General features: G+C 47.0%; 16 protein-coding genes. 6 read left to right on the top strand and 10 right to left on the bottom strand.

All coding sequences use genetic code 11. The features are described 5' to 3' along the window. The first annotated feature begins 56 nt into the window (after positions 1–56). Positions 57–3,020, top strand: a complete 2,964-nt coding sequence (locus ISX59_RS15645; protein WP_220576051.1) for an AAA family ATPase — start codon at positions 57–59, stop codon at positions 3,018–3,020. A 614-nt stretch (positions 3,021–3,634) separates the two neighbouring features. Here ISX59_RS15645 and ISX59_RS15640 read toward each other — a convergent pair. From ISX59_RS15640 to ISX59_RS15620, 5 genes are all read right to left on the bottom strand, one after another. Further along, positions 3,635–5,401, bottom strand: a complete 1,767-nt coding sequence (locus ISX59_RS15640) for an ABC transporter ATP-binding protein (RefSeq protein ID WP_220576050.1) — start codon at positions 5,399–5,401, stop codon at positions 3,635–3,637. Positions 5,402–5,403: 2 nt separating this feature from the next. Continuing rightward, complete coding sequence (locus ISX59_RS15635) at positions 5,404–7,128, bottom strand: ABC transporter ATP-binding protein (RefSeq protein WP_220576049.1); 1,725 nt, start codon at positions 7,126–7,128, stop codon at positions 5,404–5,406. Then, positions 7,125–8,291: a metallophosphoesterase gene (locus tag ISX59_RS15630; RefSeq protein ID WP_005823407.1), complete on the bottom strand. Its 1,167-nt coding sequence runs from the start codon at positions 8,289–8,291 to the stop codon at positions 7,125–7,127. The genes ISX59_RS15635 and ISX59_RS15630 overlap by 4 nt, the downstream gene beginning before the upstream one ends. Positions 8,292–8,400: 109 nt before the next feature. Then, positions 8,401–8,985, bottom strand: coding sequence for a hypothetical protein (locus ISX59_RS15625; protein WP_044301878.1), 585 nt, complete (start codon positions 8,983–8,985; stop codon positions 8,401–8,403). Positions 8,986–8,988: 3 nt separating this feature from the next. Then, complete coding sequence (locus ISX59_RS15620; protein ID WP_005780219.1) at positions 8,989–9,504, bottom strand: RNA polymerase sigma factor; 516 nt, start codon at positions 9,502–9,504, stop codon at positions 8,989–8,991. A 185-nt stretch (positions 9,505–9,689) separates the two neighbouring features. Between ISX59_RS15620 and ISX59_RS15615 the strand changes: the two genes are divergently transcribed. The 4 genes from ISX59_RS15615 to ISX59_RS15600 all read left to right on the top strand — a co-directional run bounded on the left by ISX59_RS15615 (position 9,690) and on the right by ISX59_RS15600 (position 13,216). Next, the gene (locus ISX59_RS15615) at positions 9,690–9,956 is read left to right on the top strand and encodes a hypothetical protein (RefSeq protein WP_044301876.1); all 267 of its coding nucleotides are present in this window, start codon (positions 9,690–9,692) and stop codon (positions 9,954–9,956) included. A 291-nt stretch (positions 9,957–10,247) separates the two neighbouring features. Then, entirely contained in the window at positions 10,248–11,384 is a 1,137-nt protein-coding gene (locus tag ISX59_RS15610) for a fibronectin type III domain-containing protein (RefSeq protein ID WP_220576048.1), read from the top strand. Positions 11,385–11,410: 26 nt separating this feature from the next. Further along, the gene (locus ISX59_RS15605; RefSeq protein ID WP_220576047.1) at positions 11,411–12,277 is read left to right on the top strand and encodes a porin family protein; all 867 of its coding nucleotides are present in this window, start codon (positions 11,411–11,413) and stop codon (positions 12,275–12,277) included. A gap of 48 nt (positions 12,278–12,325) precedes the next feature. Next, on the top strand, positions 12,326–13,216 hold the full coding sequence (locus ISX59_RS15600; RefSeq protein ID WP_022012443.1) for a porin family protein: 891 nt from the start codon (positions 12,326–12,328) through the stop codon (positions 13,214–13,216). A gap of 89 nt (positions 13,217–13,305) precedes the next feature. On the opposite strand, the gene ISX59_RS15595 is transcribed toward ISX59_RS15600, so the two are convergent. From ISX59_RS15595 to ISX59_RS15580, 4 genes are all read right to left on the bottom strand, one after another. Continuing rightward, positions 13,306–14,226 (bottom strand): porin family protein, encoded by a 921-nt coding sequence (locus tag ISX59_RS15595; protein ID WP_005807371.1) that lies wholly within the window; start codon positions 14,224–14,226, stop codon positions 13,306–13,308. 55 nt (positions 14,227–14,281) lie between these two features. Further along, a complete protein-coding gene (locus tag ISX59_RS15590; RefSeq protein WP_005807368.1) occupies positions 14,282–15,238 on the bottom strand; it encodes a vitamin B12 dependent-methionine synthase activation domain-containing protein in 957 nt (318 codons plus the stop codon). A 260-nt stretch (positions 15,239–15,498) separates the two neighbouring features. Continuing rightward, on the bottom strand, positions 15,499–16,878 hold the full coding sequence (locus ISX59_RS15585) for a dihydroorotase (RefSeq protein WP_022012441.1): 1,380 nt from the start codon (positions 16,876–16,878) through the stop codon (positions 15,499–15,501). An 8-nt stretch (positions 16,879–16,886) separates the two neighbouring features. Then, on the bottom strand, positions 16,887–17,633 hold the full coding sequence (locus ISX59_RS15580) for a polyprenol monophosphomannose synthase (RefSeq protein WP_005780203.1): 747 nt from the start codon (positions 17,631–17,633) through the stop codon (positions 16,887–16,889). 192 nt (positions 17,634–17,825) lie between these two features. Here ISX59_RS15580 and mfd point away from each other — a divergent pair, with 192 nt between their 5' ends. Further along, positions 17,826–21,203 (top strand): transcription-repair coupling factor, encoded by a 3,378-nt coding sequence (gene mfd, locus ISX59_RS15575; protein ID WP_032535783.1) that lies wholly within the window; start codon positions 17,826–17,828, stop codon positions 21,201–21,203. Positions 21,204–21,308: 105 nt separating this feature from the next. Here the strand turns inward: mfd and ISX59_RS15570 are convergent, their stop codons facing one another. Continuing rightward, complete coding sequence (locus ISX59_RS15570; RefSeq protein ID WP_220576046.1) at positions 21,309–23,162, bottom strand: YgiQ family radical SAM protein; 1,854 nt, start codon at positions 23,160–23,162, stop codon at positions 21,309–21,311. Positions 23,163–23,185 lie beyond the last annotated feature (23 nt).

The following is a 23,185-nucleotide window of genomic DNA, read 5'->3' as shown; positions in this document are numbered from 1 at the left end:
CATCTATTGATCTGTGTTAATCCGTGTAATCTGTGGTGAAAGCAAACCGAATAACCATGAAGATACTAACCATACGATTAAAGAACCTGGCTTCCATAGAAGGAACCTTTGAAATTGATTTCCAAGCCGAGCCTTTACGTTCTGCCGGGATTTTTGCGATATCCGGTCCTACGGGAGCCGGAAAATCGACAATACTGGATGCACTCTGTCTGGCACTGTATGATAAGACACCTCGCTTTTCCGCTTCGGTCGAGAGTCTTTATATGTCAGATATCGGTGAAAGTCGGGTGAATCAGGCCGATGTGAAGAATATCCTTCGGAGAGGGACGGGAGAGGGATTTGCCGAGGTTGATTTTTTAGGAGCGTCCGGACACTGTTATCGTTCTCGTTGGTCGGTACGCCGGACAGGAAGCCGGGCTAACGGTTCTCTGCGGTCGCAGACGATACAAGTGACCGATCTGACTGCCAATCAGGAACTGCAGGGAACAAGGAAAGAGTTGTTGGCACAATTGGTGACTTTGGTTGGTTTGACTTATGAACAGTTCACCCGTACGGTGCTGCTTGCCCAGAATGACTTTGCTACTTTCTTGAAATCCCGTGAGTCCGCCAAAGCCGAGTTGCTCGAGAAGCTGACCGGAACGGAGATATACTCCCGCATTTCCAGTGAAATCTATCTGCGTAGCAAAACAGCTGATGCAGAACTGAATCTGTTGAAAAGCAATGCCGCCCTGATCGAACTGCTTTCCGAAGAGGAAATCAGTCTTCTACGGACCGAAAAAGAGAGTCTGACCAACCTTCGTGAACAGGGAAGTAAAACCTTGGTAGAATTGAATGCGCAACTATCGGTGCTGCATACTTTGAAGTTGCAACAGGAGCAGCGTGATAAGAAAGTGCAGGACATGCGGCTGGATGAAGAAAAAAGTAAGAAGCTCCGGGAAGAACACACACGCCAGTCCGACTATCTTATTCACTTCAGGGAACAGTGCGAAGCCGTGCAACCCGATCTTAGCCGGGCACGTGAACTGGATGTTCAGATCCAATCACTGGTCAGCCAATCTAAGCAGGCGGAGGAGATACTGCAAGGTGCTGAAAAGGCAGCGACTGCACAAGCCGATAAATTGCAATCTGTGCAGGGAACTCTGCATACTTCCTGCCATGCGTTGAAGAACCTGACGGGAGAGATCGATCTGCCGGTTACGGAAGAGACGGGGCTGTTTCTTGAATCTGTTCGGAATAGGCTGAAAGAGCAGGAAGACCACCTTGCCATTCTTCAGAAAGAGAACGAAGAGCGTGTGAACCGTCTGAACGCTTTTGGGGTTGAAGCGGTGACCGACGAGCAAGCCCGATGGATGCAGGAACAAACCCGTTTGCAGAATGCCCGCCAGCAAATGTTGGAATGGGGAAAGGCGAGGACAGAAGCCCAACGTCTGAAAGTACAGCAGGAAGAGGTGGTGCACACACAAGAACAGATGCGGAAAGAAATGGCCGCTCTGACCACCCGGTTGGCGGAGAAGGAGACTGAACTGAAAGTGCTGCAACGCCTTTTTGAGAATGCCCGTATCGCGATGGGAAAGGACGTTCGGACATTGCGGCAGAATTTGCGTGAGAATGAACCGTGTCCGGTATGTGGGAGCACTGATCATCCTTATAGAAACGAGGAGCAGGTAGTCCATACCCTGTATCACAACATCGAATTGGAGTATCAAACCGCATCTGGTGAGTATCAGCAACTAAATAACCGGAATATCGCCTTGAAACAGGATTTGCTCCATCAGACGGAACTGTCCGGACAGATAACCGTACAGTTGCAGGCGTTGCTCCAGGAGGTTGAGCAGAAACGTCCTTCATCGGAAGAGGAGCAAAATCCGGACTATTTTGAGAAACAACTGCATACCGTACACGGGAAGCTAAATCTGCTCGCAGAGAAAATGCGCCAATACCAGCAACTCCATAAGGAATGGCAACAGCACGAGGAGCGGATCAGGACACTTCGCTCGGCTTGTGAGGCTTTGCGTGAAGGTGTAGCCCGCTGCCATCTGTTGATGCAGCAAGTTCTGGCTGCTAAAGAGCAATTTACGTTACTGAAAACGGCGGAGATGACTGCTCGGGAACAGTTCCGGGTGGTCAGTGAGCGGTTGATAACTCTCCGTCAGGAACGGGCTCCTCTGTTGAAAGGCAAATCTGTCGAGGATGCGGAAGCCGCCATTCGGAAAAAAGAGAAACAATTAAACGACTCCCTGGAACAGGTGCGCAAGGAGGGAGAAGAAGTCCAGTCGCGTATTTCCGGCATACAGGGAGAGATCAGGCAACTGAACAGTTCCATCGACGAACTGATGCTTCGGAAAGAACAGATAGCCGATCCGGAACATCTGCCGGAGACGATCGCCCGCCAGCAAGCAACCAATCAGGAGACGGAACGTCGTCTGTCCACCGTAGAGGCACGTCTTTTGCAACAGGAGCAAAACCAGAAGAAGCTGAGGCAGCTGGAACAGGAACTGACCGAAAAACAGGAGACGGCCAACCGATGGGGAAAACTCAATAAACTGATTGGCAGTGCGGACGGGACAAAATTTAAGGTGATTGCGCAAAGCTATACGTTGAATCTGTTGCTGATGCATGCCAACAAACATCTGTCTTATCTTTCGAAACGTTACCGTTTGCAGCAGGTGCCGGGAACACTCGCCCTGCAAGTGATCGACTGCGATATGTGTGACGAGGTGCGTACCGTCTACTCTCTTTCCGGCGGAGAATCTTTTCTTATCTCCCTGGCGCTGGCCCTCGGGCTGTCGTCTCTTTCGAGCAATAACCTGAGAGTGGAGTCACTTTTCATCGACGAAGGATTCGGTTCGCTCGATGCCGATAGTTTACGCACTGTGATGGAAGCTCTCGAGCAGTTGCAGATGCAAGGACGGAAGATCGGAGTTATCTCGCATGTGCAGGAGATGAGTGAGCGCATTGCCGTACAGGTACAACTCCATCGTGCGGCGAATGGGAAGAGTGCTATCACTTTGACAAATTGATAATCGGAAATCGTTTGGCTGCGTTTTTTCAGGGCGGACGGCGGGCTGAACGGAAAAAACGCCTTATTTTAGCTTCTCTGATTACCGGATGGAAAGAAAATTTTCGTGTTTGCCGGTAGAATGTAAGTGAGGCTCCGCAATCTCTTCCGTAACGTACGTAAGAAAGGAAGAACCGTGTCTTTTTATTGTTCGGGTAAACTCTTGTAAGGACTCACAACTGGAGAAAAAACAGGTCCGATAAGCTAAAAAAACGCTAACAACAGATGTAATGAACAAGAACAATAGGAGATATTTGAAAAAGAAGTAAGCATATTCCGAAAATGCTTACTTCTTTCGGACCGAATGCTTACTTCTTTTCCGGGAAATGCTTACTGCTTTTGCCGAAAATCCCGGCTCTTCACCTCTTCAACCCCGGCTCTTCATCTCCGTAAGACCGGCTTTCCGGCTTTTCTTCCTCTGGTTTGCCGTTCTTTTAAAGAGAGTCTGTTTGCAAAACAGCTTATTTCCTTTCTTAATGTATTCCTATCTGTCGTGATTCCTTTCTTTATGATATTTCCCCTGTTCCCGGATATCGAACCCGGTTCTCCTCCGTATCCTCCTTTGTGGCGGATACTTTACTTGAACTGCTCTTCGTTCAGCGAGTAGTATTTTTCTTTCAGTGCGAGTAACTCCTGATGGCTGCCTTGCTCGATAATCTCCCCGTGTTCCAGCACCAGAATCGTATCAGCATTGCGGATGGTAGACAGGCGGTGAGCAATAATCAGGCTGGTGCGTCCTTGCATCAATTGGTCCAGTCCTTTTTGAATCAGTATTTCACTGCGTGTATCGATGTTGCTTGTTGCCTCGTCCAGCAGCAGGATAGCCGGATCGGCCACTGCCGCGCGGGCGATGTTCAGTAGCTGCCGTTGTCCCTGACTCAGGTTTGCCCCGTCATTTTCGAGTAGCGTGTCGTAGCCCTGTGGCAAACGTTTGATGAATGAATGGGCCGCTGTCAGCCGTGCAGCCGCCACTACCTCTTCATCGGTCGCGTTGAGGCGGCCGAAACGGATGTTCTCCCGTACCGTACCCGTGAAAAGATGTGTATCCTGCAGTACGATGGCCATCGATCGGCGAAGGCTGTCACGCCTGATACGGTCGATGGGATGATTGTCGATGGTGATCTCTCCGGACTGAATGTCAAAGAAGCGCGGCAGCAGGTTCAGTATGGTTGTCTTTCCTGCTCCGGTAGCGCCCACCAAAGCTATCTTCTTTCCGGCAGCCGCATGCAGGGATACTCCTTTCAGGATGGTTTTTTCCGGACGGTAGCCGAAATATACATTCTTCAAGGCTACATCTCCTTTTGTTTTTTCGAGTGTGATGGCATCCGGCGCATCCTCCTGCTCCGGTGCTTCGTCTATGATCTCGAAGATGCGTTCGGCTCCGGCAATGGCTGCCTGTATGCTGTTGTAGAGGCTCGCCAGTTCATTGATGGGGCGTCCGAATTGCCGGGAATATTGCAGGAAAGCCGCCAGTCCGCCCACGTCGAACCCGCGGAAGATGGCCAGTAAGGCTCCCACGATGGTGATGATCACATAGTTCAGCGTATTCAGGTTTTGCATGACCGGCATCATCAGACCCGAGTAGAATTGTGCCTTCAGCGATTTCTCCTTCAGGCTTTGGTTCAGTATCCCGAAGTCCGTTTCCACTTTTTGTTCGTGTCCGAAGACCTTCACCACTTTCTGTCCGCTGATCATTTCTTCCACATAGCCGTTCATCATCCCCAATGACTCCTGTTGTGCTTTGAAGTATTTCCGGCTTCGTTTTACGATTCCTTTGGCGCTGAGGAACATCAGGGGGACAGTAATCAGTGTTACTGCTGTCAGTATCGGACTGATGAAGAGCATCAGACAGAAAATGCCCGCAACTGTCAGTGCGCTCGACAACATGTCGGACAGGCTGTCGGTCAGTGCGTCGCTGATACGGTCTATATCATTGGTGTACCGGCTCATGACATCTCCGTGCTGATGGGTATCGAAGTATTTGACAGGCAAGCGTTCCATCTTTCCGAACAGTTCTTCGCGCATCCGGGTTACGGTGCGTTGCCCGATCTTATTCAGCAGAATATATTCGATGTAAGTAGCCGCTACCCCTGTCAGGTAAATGCCTGCCAGTACCAGCAGGATGCGTACCAATCCGTGGAAGTCTCCCGGCAGGATGTAGTTATTGATAATCGGTCGGAGCATGTACGATCCGGTGAGATTGGCTGCGATGCTCACAACGATCAGTACACCGATTACGATCAGCAACCGTCGGTCGCAGGCCACGTATGATACCAGGCGGAGGAAAGTTTTCTTTCCCGCCTTAGGCTTTCCGCTGTATTTCAGATGATCTCCGTGTGCCATGGTCAGATAACGATTTGTTGTGAGTGATAGATTTCCCGGTACATCTCCGAGCGTTCCAGCAATTCTTCCGGTGTTCCGATGGATTCTACCTCTCCGTCGTCCAGCAGAATGACCCGGTTGGCCGATTGCATGGTATATATGCGTTGCGTGATGATAAGCACCGTGGTATCGTGCAGCCATGCATTCAGGTTGTTCCGGATGCGGAGTTCTGTTTCAGAGTCTACGGCACTGGTGCTGTCATCCAGTATCAATATCTTGGGTTTACGCAGCAAAGCCCTGGCGATGCAGATGCGTTGCTTCTGTCCGCCGGAAAGGTTTACTCCGCCCCGTCCTAACTGCGTGTCATATCCGGCAGGCAGCGAGCGGATGAACTCATGGGCTTCGGCGGCACGTGCGGCCTCTTCAAGTTCTTCCTGTGTGGCATCGGGTTTTCCCCACCGCAGGTTTTCTGCAATGGTTCCCGTAAAGAGCTCGTTTTTCTGCAACACCATGCCGATGCGGGCATGAAGTTCGTGCAGGTTGTAGTCTTGTACGGGGATGCCGTCGATCCGTATTTCACCGGAACTGACATCATACAGGCGGGGGATCAGTTGTACGAGCGAACTTTTAGCCGATCCGGTAGCACCTGCCACGGCCACTGTCTCGCCCGGACGAACGTGGAAACTTATGTTCCGCAGCACATCCGTCTCGCCTCCGCCATAACGGAAGCTGACCTTCTCAAAGCGAATCTCTCCCTTTTCGATCTGCTGGGTGCTCCGCATTCCTTCGGGCGTATCGGTTAGCGAAGGCTGTGTATCCAATACCTCCAGGATACGTTTCGATGAGGCTGAGGCACGGGCATAAGTCATGATAATCATGGACAGCATCATCAACGACATCAGCACTTGTGCCAGATAGTTGACAAATGATATCAGTTCGCCCACTTTTAACTCTCCTGCCATCACCTTCTGCCCACCCATCCAAAGGATAGCGATGATCGACAGGTTCATCACCAGTTGCATCACCGGAAAGATGGCGACAATGATGTTGGAAGCGTGAATCACCGTGTCGCGCAGGCTTTCGCTCTTGTCCTTGAACTTGCGTGCTTCGAAGTCCTCCCGCACAAATGATTTCACCACCCGGATGTTGATCAGGTTTTCGCGTACCACCTCGTTCAGTTGGTCTACTTTCTGTTGCACTTTCAAGAAGAAGGGGAACCCTTTCCGCAGGATGAAGAATACACTGAAACCCAACACCGGGATGGCAGCCAGCAGGACGCCTGCCAGTTCCAGGTTGATACGTACCACGAAGAACACTGCCATGACGAGCATCAGCGGAGAGCGCAGCATCAGACGCATCGATACCTGGATAACTTGCTGAATGCGGCTGATGTCACTTGTCAGCCGGGTGATCAGTGAAGCCGTACTGAACCGGTCTATATCGAAAAAAGAGAGTTGTTGTATCTTGCCGAACAGCTTGGTGCGCAGGTCGGTCCCGAAACCGATGGAGGCTTGCGAAGAGACATATACATTGGCAATACTGAATATCAGTCCGACAATGGAGATAAGTACCATCTTTCCGCCTACGGCAGTAATGACGGAGAGATCCCGCTGCATCACTCCGTTGTCTATAATATCCGCCATGTACATCGGCTGAATGGTTTCGCACATTACAGACACGAGTACCAGTAGCGGACATGCCAGCAGACTTGCTTTGTAGCCTTTCAGTATTTGCCAGTATTTTTTCATTTATCCAGTGTAATCACGGTAATCTCCGGCCATGCCCCGAAACGGAAAGGCAGTCCGACGAATCCCATCCCTACGTTTACGTATAGTCCCCGGTTGCCTTCTTTGTACATGCCTCCCCATTCCGGATAGATCCAGGAAGCAGGTGAATGATGTCCGATGGCCAGCTGCATGGCATGCGTGTGTCCCGCCAGCATCAGGTCGATGTCCGATTCGGGCAACACTTCACGTCTCCAGTGTGTAGGATTATGACTTAATAACAGCTTGAACAGGCCGTTTGTTCCTGCCTGTGCCTTGGGCAAGTCACCGTGCTGTGAGAAAGGAGGTTCTCCTTCGTTTTCTACCCCGATCAGGGCGATGCTGTCGTTTCCGCGGTGCAGTAGAGTGTGCTCGTTGTTCAGTAACACCCAGCCCATGTCGGCTTGCCGTTTCTTCAGGTCGTTCAGGTTGTTTACCTGGTCGCGTTTACTTTTCCATCGATAGTAGGGGCCGTAGTCATGGTTTCCCAGGATGGAGTATACGCCGTCCCGGGCATGTAGTTGCGAGAGTATCTCTTCAAATCCGTCCAATTCTATGGCCCGGTTGTTTATCAGGTCACCGGTGAATACGATCAAGTCCGGCTTTTGCGCGTTAACCAGGTCCACCATCTGTTGCAGGCTCTTGGCATTTCCTTGCCAGCTCCCGATGTGTATGTCCGACAACTGGACAATGCGGTATCCGTTGAAAGCTTCGGGCAGGCGGGAAGAACGGAAGGTGACCTCCTTTACTTCAAAACGGTCTTTGCCCACCATCGAACCATAAAGTATCAGGACTGCGTTGAGCACGGCCAGTACCAGTCCGGTTGCTATAAAAGGAGTCCGGGGCCAGTGCAGCCATCGGTTGAACGGGCGTCCGATGATGGAACAGATCGTAAAGAGCAGTTTCGGAGAGGCAAACAAGAAGAAGACAACGGCGAAGCGTCCTATCCATAATGTATGTTGTTCGGCGTATTCATAGTTGGCAAAGAAAGCTAACGATACTACTCCCGCCATCAGGAAAAGAGTGGGGAAGAAGTAAAGGATTCGCCAAAAAAGACTTAGAGTCATTTGTTTGATAAATGTCCGGTAAATGTAAATGTCCGGCAATACAAGGATTACGATCAGAAAGCCTAAAACTCGTTGCAGCATATTTTCTTAGCTATGGGTTGAATAAATAAAAAGAGGCGTAGGGTATGTCTCGGGGGGACTTGCGAACGCCTCTTCAAAGTTAGAGAGAATTTGTAAAGTACGGTTTAAGTTAAGCTGTATGATTTAATTCTTTTAACTCGTTTAGGTTCTTCTTTATTTCTTTTATATGTCTGAGGTTCCGGCGATACACCGACAGGCAGATTCCAAGTCCGACGGCCCACACGATCAGACTGCTGATGATTCCTGCAGCACCGTATTGCCAGACCTGTTTGTAGAAAGAGAAAAAGGTAGCCATCACAAGCAGGTAGAGTATGCCTATGATCCATTCGCGAACCATCCATCTGTGATATCGGTTGATACGGGAGATTACTGTGACCAGAGGCATTTCATCTATCCGGGTCCGCCCCAGGTAATGGGCGGAATACAAATCCCAGCAAAGGGCCGGGATGCAAAGGAAGAGGGCGATCCAATAATAAAAGTCCGTAAGTGCATCATCACATATCCAGAAGATCACTGCCAATGCCAGTATGCCGATTGCGGCAAAACGCAGCTTTCTGTTGAACCGTTCTATGCTGTTAATGTTGTTCCGGGCGCGTCCCAACAATTGTTTCATTTCTTCTTCCTTGATGAACTCCTTGCCTTTGAGGTGTTCATCCAGTGCGTTCCACGATTTCTTCAGATCATCCAGTTCCATATCTTATTCCTCCTTTTTCATCTTTTTTAGTTTGTCTTTAATCCGGCTCAGCTTGGTTGCTACATTGGTCACTGTCAGTCCGGTGATTTCCGAGATTTCCTCGTAACTTTTCTCTTCCAGATAAAGCAATATGATCGACTTATCCAGTTGTCCCAGTTGATTGATCATCCGGTACAGTTGCCGGAGCATTTCGGTCAGTTCGTCTTTTTCTTCCGTCAGCCAGTCGGCTTCGCGGGTGAGTGCCACGATTTCCGGAATGTTTTTCTCTTTGCGGATAAAGCTGATGCAAGTGTTCAGTGCGATCCGGTAAATCCAGGTCGAGACTTTGCACTCTTTCCGGAATCTGGGGTAAGCCTTCCACAGATTGAGAATCACTTCCTGATAAAGATCGCCGAGCGTGGCGTGCTGGGTGGTATAAAGATAGCACACCTTGTAAATCACCCGCTCGTACTCCCTGACTACGGAGAGGAACTCTTGTTCTACGGGTTCGTTGGCTTGCGGCGGACTGGTGGGGTTCATTGTCTTCTTTTCGGGATTACTTTTGTATGGTTAGTCGCAAAGGAAAGGAAATAATCACAAAATAAAAGCGGAAATTAGTGGGAATTTGGACTATTTCCGGATATTTATTATATTTGGAAACAATAAGAATCTGTGGGTGACGGAGTTTGTCAAGTATGAAACGTTTTAAATAAATCCGTATTTTTATGACTGGATGTACAAGTATGGCTTCAAATAGCGAGGACCTGAAGGCCTTTATTTTATCTTTGGAAGAACAAGCTCTGAAGTTATGGAATCGTGGAAACCCGGATGGGTTTACAGAACTGTCATCCGATGTCGCTGTTCTGGCATATGATTATGAAGCTTATAGAGATGACCGGACATTCAGGATGCATTGTACGGAAGTATATAAACTGGATTCGTCTGAACAGTGGACAATCATACATACCCATTGGTCTTTTTGTCCTGCCTGATAATGGCGGACAGAATGGGAATGGCCGGATCTTTTCCCTACAGGAGGATGCCGGGATATTGCGTTCCATAATATCCCATCCATACCTGAATCATGCTTTCTTCACAACAGTTTGTCTCTGTATCTTTGTAATACTTCTTTTGGATATATAGTTTTGTCACGTCTTCTTGTATGTCACTGGAAGAGAGGACAGAGGTACTTCGGATTTGTTTGGAATCAAACTGTTTTCTTTTGTTATATTTATAATAAATATTGTAACTTTGCCGGCAATTAACACTATAAATAGACAAAGATGAACAAGAGAAGATTACTGGGCTTGCTCTGCCTGATGGCATTGCTGGTCACCTCCTGTGACAATAAGGGGGATTATTGGGGAGCCATGGAAGCCTCTGAAACCACAATGACATTGGAGCGCATTTGTGACGTGTCTACGCTTTCGCAAGATTCGATAGAATTGCTATCCCGTATCATGGGGATAGATACTGATGAACTGTATCGGGCAGACGCTGTCATGATAGGAAAAGTATCAGGGGGAGAAACCAGTCGGTATTACTATCCCAGGTTTGTGATTGCCAAAGACAAAACAATGGAGGAAGTGATTGCGGAAGCTTATATCCGTCACAGTGCAGGGAATACCTTTTATGCTTTCCTGGATCAAAACATGCTGGCTGTGGGTGAAACTTACTATTGTGCCATGAACGACTATCACTATGGCTATACCGGACGTCCGGGATTACTGGATCACGTATTGGGAGAAAATGCGAGTAAAGAACAATATAGTGCAGTGAAAACGTTTCGCCTTTCAGGTTTGCCAAGGTTGATAGTATACGATACACAGCTGTCAGGATTTAGTTGCTACTTGTCTGTAGAGGTTCGTTCTAATACTAAGACTGAAATTATAGAGCAGGGTGCTTGTTACAGTTCTGCCAACACACAGCCTACCATTGCCGACCAGAAGACACTGGCACGGGAAACTCGGGATTATAACTATTCGAATTTTGTAGTAGAGGTAACGGATTTTCTTCCGAATACCCATTACTATGTACGTCCCTATGTGACTACTAAAGAGGGAACCGGCTATGGCCCGGTGGTTGAATTTACAACCGAGCGGGGTTCAGAACCGGAGGTTAACAATTTTACGTTGTATCCATCCGGCTATATGTCGGTTGAACTGTATGCTTCCTTTTATGCAAATGATTTTCTGATTACAAATTATGGATATAGCTATGGCATTTATTCACAGGAAACGGGAATGATGCAGGACGAAAAAAACGTAGAGATTCCCTTTACTGAGGACAATGGATTGACGCTCAGTGAGGTTGTCAGTGATTTGCGTCCCGGAACCATTTATAAGTTTCGTGTTTATGTGAAAAATGAAGTAGGGACGACTTATAGTGAATATCTTGCTTTTGAGACTCCTGCAGAATAAAATATAGATTTAAAGAACGAAAACAGATGAAAAGAATAATAATAGGAGTGATTGCCTGTATTTGTGCAATCACCGTGATGGCTCAGGTACAGACACACGATGTAAAAGGAGTAGTATTTGACAGAAAGCAGCAACCCATTGTGGGTGCATTAGTCACAGCCAAAGGAACCAATATCAGCACAATAACCGATGTCGACGGTAAGTTCTTCTTGCAGGAAGTTCCTCTTTCGGTCAAAAAGGTGATTGTTACTTCCATCGGTATGGAGACTCGGGAAGTGGATCTGAATGTACCGGTACAGCTCACCGGAAAGCGTAAGAAGCTTTCGTTTGTGGCACATGCCGGTATCAGCATGAGTAAATATACTACATATGGTTCCGATTTTAAGGTGGGATATGAGTTTGGTTTAGGTATCGAAGTACGCATGTCAAAACGATGGGCTTTCCAGCCTACTCTGCAAATTTGTAACCGTGGAGCAGAGTTCAATGCCGAAAGAAACGGTGTGAAGTATCAGGAAACTTGGAATCCGGTTTCATTGGATCTGCCGATGTTGTTCATTCTTCGTCATCCGGTAGCCCGTAAAATGAATCTGGCCTTTTCTGTGGGACCTGTGTTTTCGTATGGCTTTGCAGGAAAAGTGAAAGCTACGGAAACAGGTAAACCCGATGAAGAGTATGACATTTATAGCAAAGAGTATGAATATGATTATTATGGCGGGAAACATTCTTTGTTACATCCTTTCAGCTTTGGTGTTGCCTATGGCATAGGTGTGGAATACAAGAAGTGGTTGGTAGGTGTTTCTGGAAAGAGTATGTGTTTGGGACAGGATGATGAAGGTTTTGAAGCGAAAGAACACAACCTGGCGCTTACTTTGGGAGTTACTTACCGTTTCTGATCAAGCGGATATGGATAATCGGATGTTGAATGTAAAAAATAAAAAGATATGAAAAGATATATAGCATTGGCATTGGTCTGCCTGGCACTGACAGACGTTATGGCCCAAAAACAAAAAGTGGTAGAGAAGATCGTGGATGAAGATTACTATCCGGTAGACGGGGCGGTAGTTACCTTGAAACGTACGAACCAACAGGCTGTCACCGATAAAAATGGAGTTTTTGTACTGGAGGAAGTACCTGTCTATTTCGACTCACTACAGGTGACAAAAGGTAAACGCAGCGGATATGTAGATCTCCCGATGCGTATACAAATGCGTACACAAGTGATGCAACGCTTCTCGTTGATCGTGAAGGCTGGAATTGGAGCAGGTAAGTTTATGCAAGGACCCGAATCGAAACTGAAAGACGGTCTTAGTATCTATGGAGGGGTAGGGGCCGATATCCGGATGTCGAAACACTGGGCTTTCCAACCCTCACTTTTGTTGGTTTCCCGTAAAATGAAAGGGCATGATTTCTATGATTATTATACGGAAAATAACGGTGATGGCTCTTCATCCGTTTCTTATGATCAGGTGAGTGGTACTTACAATCCATTCTATCTGGAGATTCCTTTACTGTTTGCACTGAAGTATAGAATAGGAAATGATCTGAATCTGGTATTCAGTTTCGGTCCTTATATTGACTTGGGGATCAGTGGAGACGTTAAGAAAGAATTTCGCAAGCGTTCTTATGATAGTAGTGGAAATTATAATAGAGTGGAATATGTTACTGAAAGCCAGTCATTGTTCGGCAAACGGTTTACCGGAGGATTTGCCTATGGAATCGGAGTGGAATACGGGCACTTCCTGATAGGAGGAACCGGAAGAGTGGGGTGTACTTCATGGAATCACTCGGAAGGTTTTCTGGATGTCGCTTTTGAAATAGGATATCGTTTCTAAGTTCACCACAGATTACACGGATTTTCACAGATTATTGGCAATTATGATCTGTGATAATCTGTGAAATCTGTGGTGATAACGTATTGTATTTAAAATCTGTATCCTACTGTCAGAATCCCTCCGATCGGGTAATGTTTCTCGGTATCGCCTGCGTACAGTGTTCCTCCTTTAACCGGCTCCATGAATCCGTGCTGGAAAGAGGCATTGACCAGGTAATGTTTCCATATTTCAAAACCGATGCCTCCCTGAACCCCGATGTCGAAACGTTTCAACAAGGCATCTTTATTTTTCGCTTCAGCTAAGGAAGAGTAGGATTTGAAAGGGTTATGCGACTCACCTTTATGGCCGCCTTTGTTTGTCAGTTCATACTTTCCACCCATGCCTACGGCTAAATAAGGTCCGATATTGATTACAAACTTAACATGGTTTGACACATCCATCTTAAAAGCTGCCAGAATAGGGATGTCCAGATAAATAGGAGCTATTTTGGCTTTATAAGAGATAGGTTCGGTAGACGAGGACAGCGGAGAATACCCGTCGTACTCGGCAGTTGCTCCTTTGCTGGTGACCATCAGTCCCGATTGAATAGCCCAATGCCTGCTGAAATTATATTCCGCACCGACACCGGCACTGAATCCGGTACGTTCGTCCAAGCCGTCCGGGCGGCGGAAACTGAACAGGCTGACTCCGGCTTTCACATTCCATGAAAAACCTTTCTCTACGGGCTGGAGCTGAATATAGACGTTGGGAGCTACGGCTACCTCTTTGCGTTCCATGCCTACGTGATAGACGACAAGCTGCTGTGCTGAAGCAGGTGCTTCTGCTATTATAAACTTGCCATCCACGTTGGTTACGGCACCAATATTAGTGCCTTTGACAACAATGGCGGCACCGACGGCGGGTTGGCCGTCACCAACTACAACAGTACCCGCTATCCGCTGAGTCTGTGCAAGGATCACTACGCTACAGGAGGGAAGTAACCATAATAACAGAATAAGAACCTTTTTCATAACTTTTTCTATTTTAAAGTATAGGATCAGTTACAAATATATCGAAAGAAAAGATTTACTGCAAGTTTGCTGCCAGAAATTTACGCATCTCTCCAACGCTTTTTCCTCTTCGCGCGGCATAATCCGCCAATTGGTCTTCACCGATCTTCCCCACCGAGAAATAGTGAGAAGCCGGATGTGCAAACATCAATCCGCATACTGAAGCGTGAGGATACATGGCTCCGTTCTCTGTCAGGCGGATACCGATCTGTTTCATATCAAGAATTTCGTCGAGAATAAAGTTCACAGACTGATCGGGTAAAGATGGGTAGCCTACAGCAGGGCGGATACCCTGGTATTTTTCGACAAGAAGATCGGGAATAGAGAGATTTTCGTCTTTTGCATACCCCCATACTTCTTTGCGGACATATTCGTGCATCTTTTCGGTGGCAGCTTCGGCCAGACGGTCGGAGAGTGTTTGTACCAGAAGATGTTTATAAGGGTCTTGTTCGTAAAGTCCCTCCATATCCGCATCAATAGAAGAGGCAAAAACTCCTACTGTATCAGTGATTCCCGAAGACAGAGGGCGTACAAAGTCGCTGAGGCATAAGAAAGGTTCGTTCTCTTTTTTCTTGACTTGCTGCCGGAGCAGTGGGAAAGTGATACCGTCGATAATCAGGTTGTCTCCGTCGGCATTGGCCGGGCAAAGTTTAAAAACGCTTTTCACTTCAAAGTCCCTGTCCAATTCGTCCAGCATCCGGTTGGCTTCTTTATAGAGTTGCATGGCTTCGGAAGCTTTGCCCCGTTCTTCTTCCGGAAAGGTTGTCAGCCAGGAAGCACGACAGGCGTCACATCCGTGGATATTGGCTATGGCAGCATAACGCGGCTGAAACCCCCAGGCGTGAAAAAAATAAATCCAGTTGATGTAGGGGGATAAATCATGGACACTGAACGATAAACGGTTTTCAAACGCTGAACGATCAACTGTTTCTGAACGATGAACGGGGGATGATGACGGGTTATGCTTTTCCATATTTGACTGTTTTAATGCTGGTGATAATAAGTTTCATTGATCCGTTTGCGTTGGCAAACATGCTTGAATATTCTGTTTCAGATAAATATTCGGTTTTAAATAACAATTCTTTCATTCAGAGACTTATGTAGGTTTACGATTCGTATCGCGAAGGCCCTGCTTTTATCTTTCAATATATTTCCCATTCTTCTGCATTTATCGTTCCCGGTTTATCCCCTGCTCCTTGTTTATCATTGGATGGTTGATCGTTCAGAAATTGTTCATCGTTTAAAATAGATTTCTTGTCCGCGATAAGCTTCATCTACCTGTCCGTCAGTATACAATAGGTGTCCGTTGGCAAATGTCTTTTCTACTTTCCAGTCAAAGGTACGTCCTTCGAGCGGACTCCATCCACATTTGCTTAAGATTTGTTCTGCACTTACCGTCCATAATGCGTCTGGCCGAACCAGTACCAGGTCTGCCTGATAACCGGGACGAATGAAACCGCGGTTATGGATATTATATATCTGAGCGGGTGCATGGCACATTTTCTCAACGACTTTTTCAATCGTGAAGATACCTTCGTTCACCAGTTCAAGCATACTGATCAGAGAGAACTGGATCATAGGCATGCCTGACATTGCCTTTAACGGGCCTCCTTCTTTTTCACTGAGCAGGTGTGGTGCATGATCGGTGGCAATTACGTCTATCAGGTTGGAGTTGACAGCCTGACGAAGTGCATCCCGGTTGGTTTTAGCTTTGATGGAAGGGTTACATTTGATACGTGTACCTAATTCCGCATAATCCGAAGAGTCGAATAACAGGTGCGAAACACAAGCTTCTGCCGTAATCCTTTTTTCTTCCAATGGAATATCATTATCAAAAAGAGAAAGCTCTTTGGCTGTGGAGATATGCAGGATATGCAGACGAGCGTCTGCAATGCGTGCCAGGCGTACAGCCAGTTCGGACGACTCGTAGCAGGCTGCTATCGAACGTATCTTTGCATGGTAACCCATCGGAAGGGTTTCGTGGTGAACATGGTAGTACTGATAAGGATATTTTTCAATATATTCTCTTACGTATTTTTCCGTATTCTTTTTAATTGTTTCATGATTCTCACAGTGGGCGGCAATCAGCAGATCGGTTCCATTGAAGATGTTCAGCAAGCTGTTCATCTTGTCTACCAGCATATTGCCTGTACTCGATCCCATAAAGAGCTTGATTCCGCATACACGGCTTTTATCCAGTTTGTCAAACTCGGTATAGTTATTGTTTGTTGCTCCGAAATAGCATGAATAGTTGACACTGCATTTCTCGGCAAGCAAATCGAACTTGGCATTGAGTGCGTCCAGTGTGGTGGTTTGCGGATTGGTATTGGGCATGTCCATAATAGAGGTTATCCCCCCTGCTGCCGCAGCCCGGCTTTCGGTAGATATGTCGGCCTTATGGGTTAGGCCCGGATCGCGAAAATGCACATGATCGTCGATGACACCCGGAAGCAGATAGCATCCGTTGGCATGGATTGTCTCTTCACAGGGAGTGGCCGGTTTCTGTCCTTTCTCCAGTATCTCGGCTATTTTTTCACCTTCGATGACTACCGAACCGCGTGCGGAGCGTCCTTCGTTTACTATGATGGCGTTTTGTATTAATGTTCTTTTCATATCTTAATTCATTTTGTTTTCTGCGGAAATTTGTGGAACCAGCTATTCACTTTCAGTTTGATAACTCCAAATACCGCTTCTCCGAAAATACTGCTATTCATTTTTGATGTGCCCAGTTCACGGTTAATGAAGATCACCGGTACTTCGATAATCTTGAACCCGCATTTGTAAGCGGTGAATTTCATTTCTATCTGAAAAGCGTAACCCTTGAAACGGATGTGGTCAAGATCGATGGTCTCGAGTACCTGACGACGATAACACTTAAAACCGGCAGTAGTGTCATGTATCGGTAGTCCGGTAACGATGCGAACATATTTAGATGCAAAATAAGACATGAGGACGCGTCCCATCGGCCAATTCACTACGTTCACTCCGCTTACGTAGCGGGAACCGATGGCTACATCTCCTCCTTGGTTGGCACAAGCATCGTAGAGCCGTGGCAAGTCATTGGGGTTGTGGCTGAAATCGGCGTCCATCTCAAAAATGTATTCGTATGAATGTTCCAGTGCCCACTTGAACCCAGTGATATATGCTGTTCCCAATCCCAGTTTTCCTTTGCGTTCTATCATAAAGAGACGGTCGGGGAACTCTTGCTGCAAGGTTTTTACGATGGTGGCGGTTCCATCCGGAGAGCCATCTTCTATGATAAGAATATGAAAAATCTTTTCCAGTCCGAAAACGGCACGGATAATGTTCTCTATGTTTTCCCGTTCGTTGTAGGTAGGGATGATTACGATGCTGTCCGATGTCTGCATATTGTGTCTAAATTTGAAGACAAATGTAACGCTTTTCCGCTACTAACCAAAGATAGCGCATTAAAACTAAGGATAATTTAGTACTTTTGCGGTGAATTTGCATCACGGGTTACATGGATTCACACAGATTGGAAATTGATTTTGAGCGATCTGTGTGAGTTGGTGCGTTTGTGATGGACTAAAATGCTATTTATGACGATTACTGAACTGCAACATCAATATGCCGGGCATCCGAATGTGGAAGCCTTGAACAAACTGTTGGGGGAGCCCGCAGTCAGACATATCTATTGCGGTGGCCTGTATGCTTCCGCTGCTTCCTTATTCGCTTCGGCACTGGTAGAGAAGAGTCCTTGCCCGTTTGTTTTCATATTGGGTGATCTGGAAGAAGCCGGTTATTTTTATCATGATCTTACTCAGGTATTGGGTACGGAGCAGATTTTGTTTTTTCCTTCTTCGTTTCGCCGTTCGGTGAAGTATGGACAAAAAGATGCGGCCAACGAGATATTGCGTACCGAGGTACTCAGCCGGCTTCAGAAAGGTGAGCAAGGGTTGTGCATCGTCACTTATCCGGATGCGTTGGCCGAAAAGGTAGTCTCGCGCCAGGAATTGAGTGAAAATACATTGAAGTTACATGTGGGCGAGAAGGTGGACACCGGTTTTATCACGGATGTATTACATAGTTACGGGTTTGAGTATGTCGACTATGTGTATGAACCGGGACAGTATGCTGTTCGCGGCAGTATTATTGACGTATTTTCTTTTTCGTCCGAGTATCCCTATCGTATCGATTTTTTTGGTGATGATGTGGAGAGTATCCGTACTTTTGAGGTAGAGTCACAGCTATCGAAAGAGAAAAAGGAAAGCATTGTCATTGTACCCGACCTTGCCGTAACCGGAAAAGTTACTACTTCTTTCCTTGACTTTATTCCGAAAGACACGACTCTGGCAATGCGTGATTTTCTCTGGTTGCGGGAACGCATTCAGGCTGTTCACGATGAATCGCTTACACCACAGGCTCTTGCTGCACAAGAGGCGGAAGAGAACGGAGGCATCACTCTGGAAGGCAAACTGATTGATGGTAGTGAATTTACTGTCCGTGCCTTAGATTTCCGGCGGATGGAGTTTGGCAACAAGCCAACCGGTACACCGGATGCCACGTTGACTTTCCATACTACGGCACAGCCCATTTTCCATAAGAATTTCGATTTGGTGGCAGAGTCTTTCAAAGATTATCTGAGCCGGGGATACACACTTTATATCTGTAGTGACAGTACGAAACAGACAGACCGTATCAGGGCTATTTTTGAGGACCGTGGAGACCGGATTCAGTTTACAGCTGTGGAACGGACACTGCATGAGGGGTTTGCGGATGACACTCTGAAACTTTGCCTGTTTACAGATCATCAATTATTCGACCGTTTCCATAAATATAACTTGAAGAGTGATAAAGCCCGTTCGGGAAAAGTTGCCCTTTCACTGAAAGAACTGAATCAGTTTACTCCCGGCGATTATGTGGTACATACCGATCATGGAGTAGGACGTTTTTCCGGTCTGGTGCGTATTCCTAACGGAGATACGACGCAGGAAGTGATGAAACTGGTTTACCAGAATGAAGATGTGGTATTTGTCTCCATCCACTCGTTGCATAAAGTCTCAAAATATAAAGGGAAAGAAGGAGAAGCTCCCCGGTTGAACAAGTTGGGCACCGGTGCCTGGGAGAAGTTGAAGGAGCGTACCAAGACAAAGATTAAAGATATAGCCCGTGATCTGATTAAACTTTACTCACAACGTCGTGAGGAGAAGGGGTTTGCATACAGTCCCGACAGCTTTTTGCAACGGGAGCTGGAAGCTTCGTTCATTTATGAAGATACCCCCGATCAGAGTAAAGCTACGGCAGATGTGAAACAGGACATGGAACGGGATATGCCGATGGACCGGTTGGTGTGCGGAGATGTGGGGTTTGGCAAGACAGAAGTGGCCATACGTGCCGCGTTTAAAGCTGTAGCGGACAATAAGCAGGTAGCCGTCCTGGTGCCTACTACGGTATTGGCATACCAACACTTCCAGACTTTCCGTGACCGTCTGAAAGGGCTTCCCTGTCGGGTAGAATATCTCAGTCGTGCCCGTACGGCAGCACAGGCAAAGGCAGTTATCAAAGGATTGGAAACCGGAGATGTAAATATTCTGATCGGTACTCACCGTATTCTGGGTAAAGATGTCAAGTTCAAGGACCTTGGCCTGTTGATCATTGATGAAGAGCAGAAATTCGGTGTGTCGGTCAAGGAGAAACTGCGCCAGATGAAAGTGAATGTGGATACATTGACGATGACGGCAACTCCGATTCCGCGTACGTTGCAGTTTTCATTGATGGGAGCACGTGATTTAAGTGTGATTTCTACTCCGCCTCCCAACCGCTATCCGATACAGACGGAAGTGCATACGTTCAGTGAAGAGGTGATTGCCGATGCCATTAATTTTGAAATGAGCCGCAATGGGCAGGTTTTTCTGGTCAATAATCGTATAGCCAATCTCCCGGAACTCAAAGCGATGATTCTCCGTCGTATTCCGGATTGCCGGATTGCTATCGGGCATGGGCAGATGGAGCCGGTGGAATTGGAGCAGATTATCTTCGGTTTTGTCAATTATGATTATGATGTGTTGATTGCCACCACCATTATTGAGAGTGGAATCGACATACCGAATGCCAATACTATTATTATCAATCAGGCTCAGAACTTTGGTCTGAGTGACTTGCATCAGATGCGCGGACGTGTAGGACGTAGCAATAAAAAAGCTTTTTGTTATTTACTGGCTCCCCCGTTATCGTCGTTGACGCCTGAAGCTAAACGTCGTCTGCAAGCTATTGAGAATTTCAGTGATTTGGGGAGTGGCATTCATATTGCCATGCAGGATCTGGATATTCGTGGTGCAGGAAATATGTTGGGAGCCGAACAAAGTGGTTTTATTGCTGATCTGGGCTATGAAACTTACCAGAAAATATTATCCGAGGCTGTACATGAACTGAAAACAGATGAATTTGCAGAGCTCTATGCCGACGAATTAAAGGGGGAAGGCATCATAAGTGGTGAAGAGTTTGTAGAAGAGTGTCAGGTGGAAAGCGATCTGGAATTGTTGTTACCGGCCAATTATGTGACAGGCAGCAGCGAACGTATGTTACTGTATCGTGAATTGGACGGATTGACTCTTGATAAAGATGTAAATGCTTTCCGTTTACGGTTGGAGGATCGTTTTGGCCCTGTTCCTCCCGAAACGGAGGAATTGTTACGTATTGTACCGCTAAGGCGTCTGGCTGCACGTTTGGGAGTGGAAAAAGTATTCCTGAAAGGGGGGCGTATGACTCTGTTCTTTGTCAGCAATCCGGATAGCCCGTATTATCAGAGTGCCGCTTTTGGCAAGATGATCGATTATATGATGAAATATACCCGCCGATGCGATTTGAGGGAGCAGAACGGACGTCGGTCTATGTTGGTGAAAGACATTCCGAATGTGGAAACCGCCGTCAGTGTGCTTCAGGAGATAGTGGCATTGCCGGTGAGAGAAAAAGAATAGACAGTTCACCTCGGAGGACACAGAGTATATACAGAGGATAAATTTTATCTTCAAACAGCGAAACTTTTGTGTCCTCTGTGTTCTCCGGAGTGAATAAAGCATGAATTATCTTTTTCCGTACAACTTGTCTATCAGGTCTGCCCGTCCGATGCGGCGCAGTTCATTGATGATGTTCCGTCGTTCTTCCGGTTTATACCAAAAAAAGAATTGTCTTTGGGCCAATTTTTCCCGTTGGGTTTTGGCACTGAATACCGGTTCGAGTGTGTATGGGTGGAAGCCGGTGTACCAGGCTTCGGTAGCTACGGTCATAGGGGTGGGAGTGAAGTCCTGCACCTGTTCCAAATGAAAATCCTGCCGCTTGGTAATTACTGCCAGCTCTGCCATATCCTCTTCTCTACATCCGGGATGGCTGGAGATGAAATAGGGGATTAATTGTTGGCGTAAGCCAAGTTCCCGGTTGATTCTGTCAAATATCTTTTTAAACTCCCCGAATTGGCTGAAGGCAGGTTTACGCATGATACTCAGTACCCGGTCACTGGTGTGTTCCGGTGCTACTTTCAGGCGGCCACTGACGTGGCGTGCTATTAGTTCGCGGGTGTATTCCGCCGTACTTTTATTGACGGAAGGGTCTTTGCTTTGATGAAGCAGTAAATCATAGCGTACTCCGCTGCCGATAAAGCTCCGTTTGATTTCCGGTAAAGAATCTACTGCATGGTAGATATCCAGCAATGGCCGATGATCTGTATTGAGGTTCGGGCATACTTTGGGATGGATACACGAAGGACGTTTGCAATGTTTGCAAAGTGCCAGGTCTTTTCCACCCATTTTATACATGTTGGCAGAAGGTCCTCCTAAATCGCTAAGATTTCCTTTGAAGTCGGGTAGTTGTACCACCTCTTTTACCTCTTTCAGAATGCTCTCTTTGCTTCGGCTCACAATAAATTTTCCCTGGTGGGCGGAGATCGTACAAAAGGCACATCCTCCAAAACATCCCCGATGGATATTGATGGAGAATTTAATCATGTCGTAAGCCGGAATACGTTTTCCCTTGTATTTGGGATGGGGCAAGCGTGTATAAGGAAGATCGAATGAATGGTCCAATTCTTCCTGTGTCATCGGTGGATAGGGTGGGTTTACCACTACTACTTTGTTGTCTACGGCTTGAACAATCCGGGCTGCTGCATATTTATTGCTTTCTTCTTCAATGTGCCTGAAGTTGGCGGACTGCTTCTTTTTGTCAGCGAGGCATTCTTCGTGGGAATGGAGGGCAATATCTTGCTCATCAGGCTCATATTCATCGGTCAGATAAGCAATCTGCGGAATAGTAGTCAGTGAAGAACGGCAGATGTTAAACGGTGAAGTCGTACTGTCCCGGTATTCATTGTGTGTTGTTAATCTGCGGACCAGTTCGCAAATGGGCTTTTCACCCATACCATAAATCAGCATGTCGGCACCGCTTTCACAAAGGATGCTTTTTTTAAGCTGATCTTGCCAATAGTCATAATGGCTGAGGCGGCGCATACTTGCTTCAATACCTCCTAAAATGACCGGTACATCGGGATAGAGTTTTTTCAGGATCTGACTGTACACGATTGAGGGGTATTCCGGTCGCATATCCGGACGTCCGTCCGGTGTGTAGGCGTCATCGCTGCGCAAACGTTTATTAGCTGTATATTTGTTCACCATGGAGTCCATGCAACCTGCACTGATGCCGAAAAAAAGGCGGGGACGTCCCAGTTTGCGGAAGTCGCGCAAGTCGTCACGCCAATTGGGCTGAGGTACGATGGCCACCCGTAAACCTTCGGCTTCAAGGATACGACCAATGACGGCCGCTCCGAAGGAAGGATGGTCTACATAAGCATCACCGCTAAAAAGGATGACATCCAGTTCGTCCCAGCCGCGAAGCTCTACTTCTTTCTTAGTGGTGGGTAACCAATCAGTAAGTCGATATTCTTTCATGGGAGCAAAGATACGGATAATTT

It is taken from the genome of Bacteroides sp. FSHCM14E1 (assembly GCF_019633785.1).
GTDB classification, from domain to species: Bacteria; Bacteroidota; Bacteroidia; order Bacteroidales; family Bacteroidaceae; genus Bacteroides; species Bacteroides hominis.
This window is presented reverse-complemented; position numbering and strand designations above follow the sequence as displayed.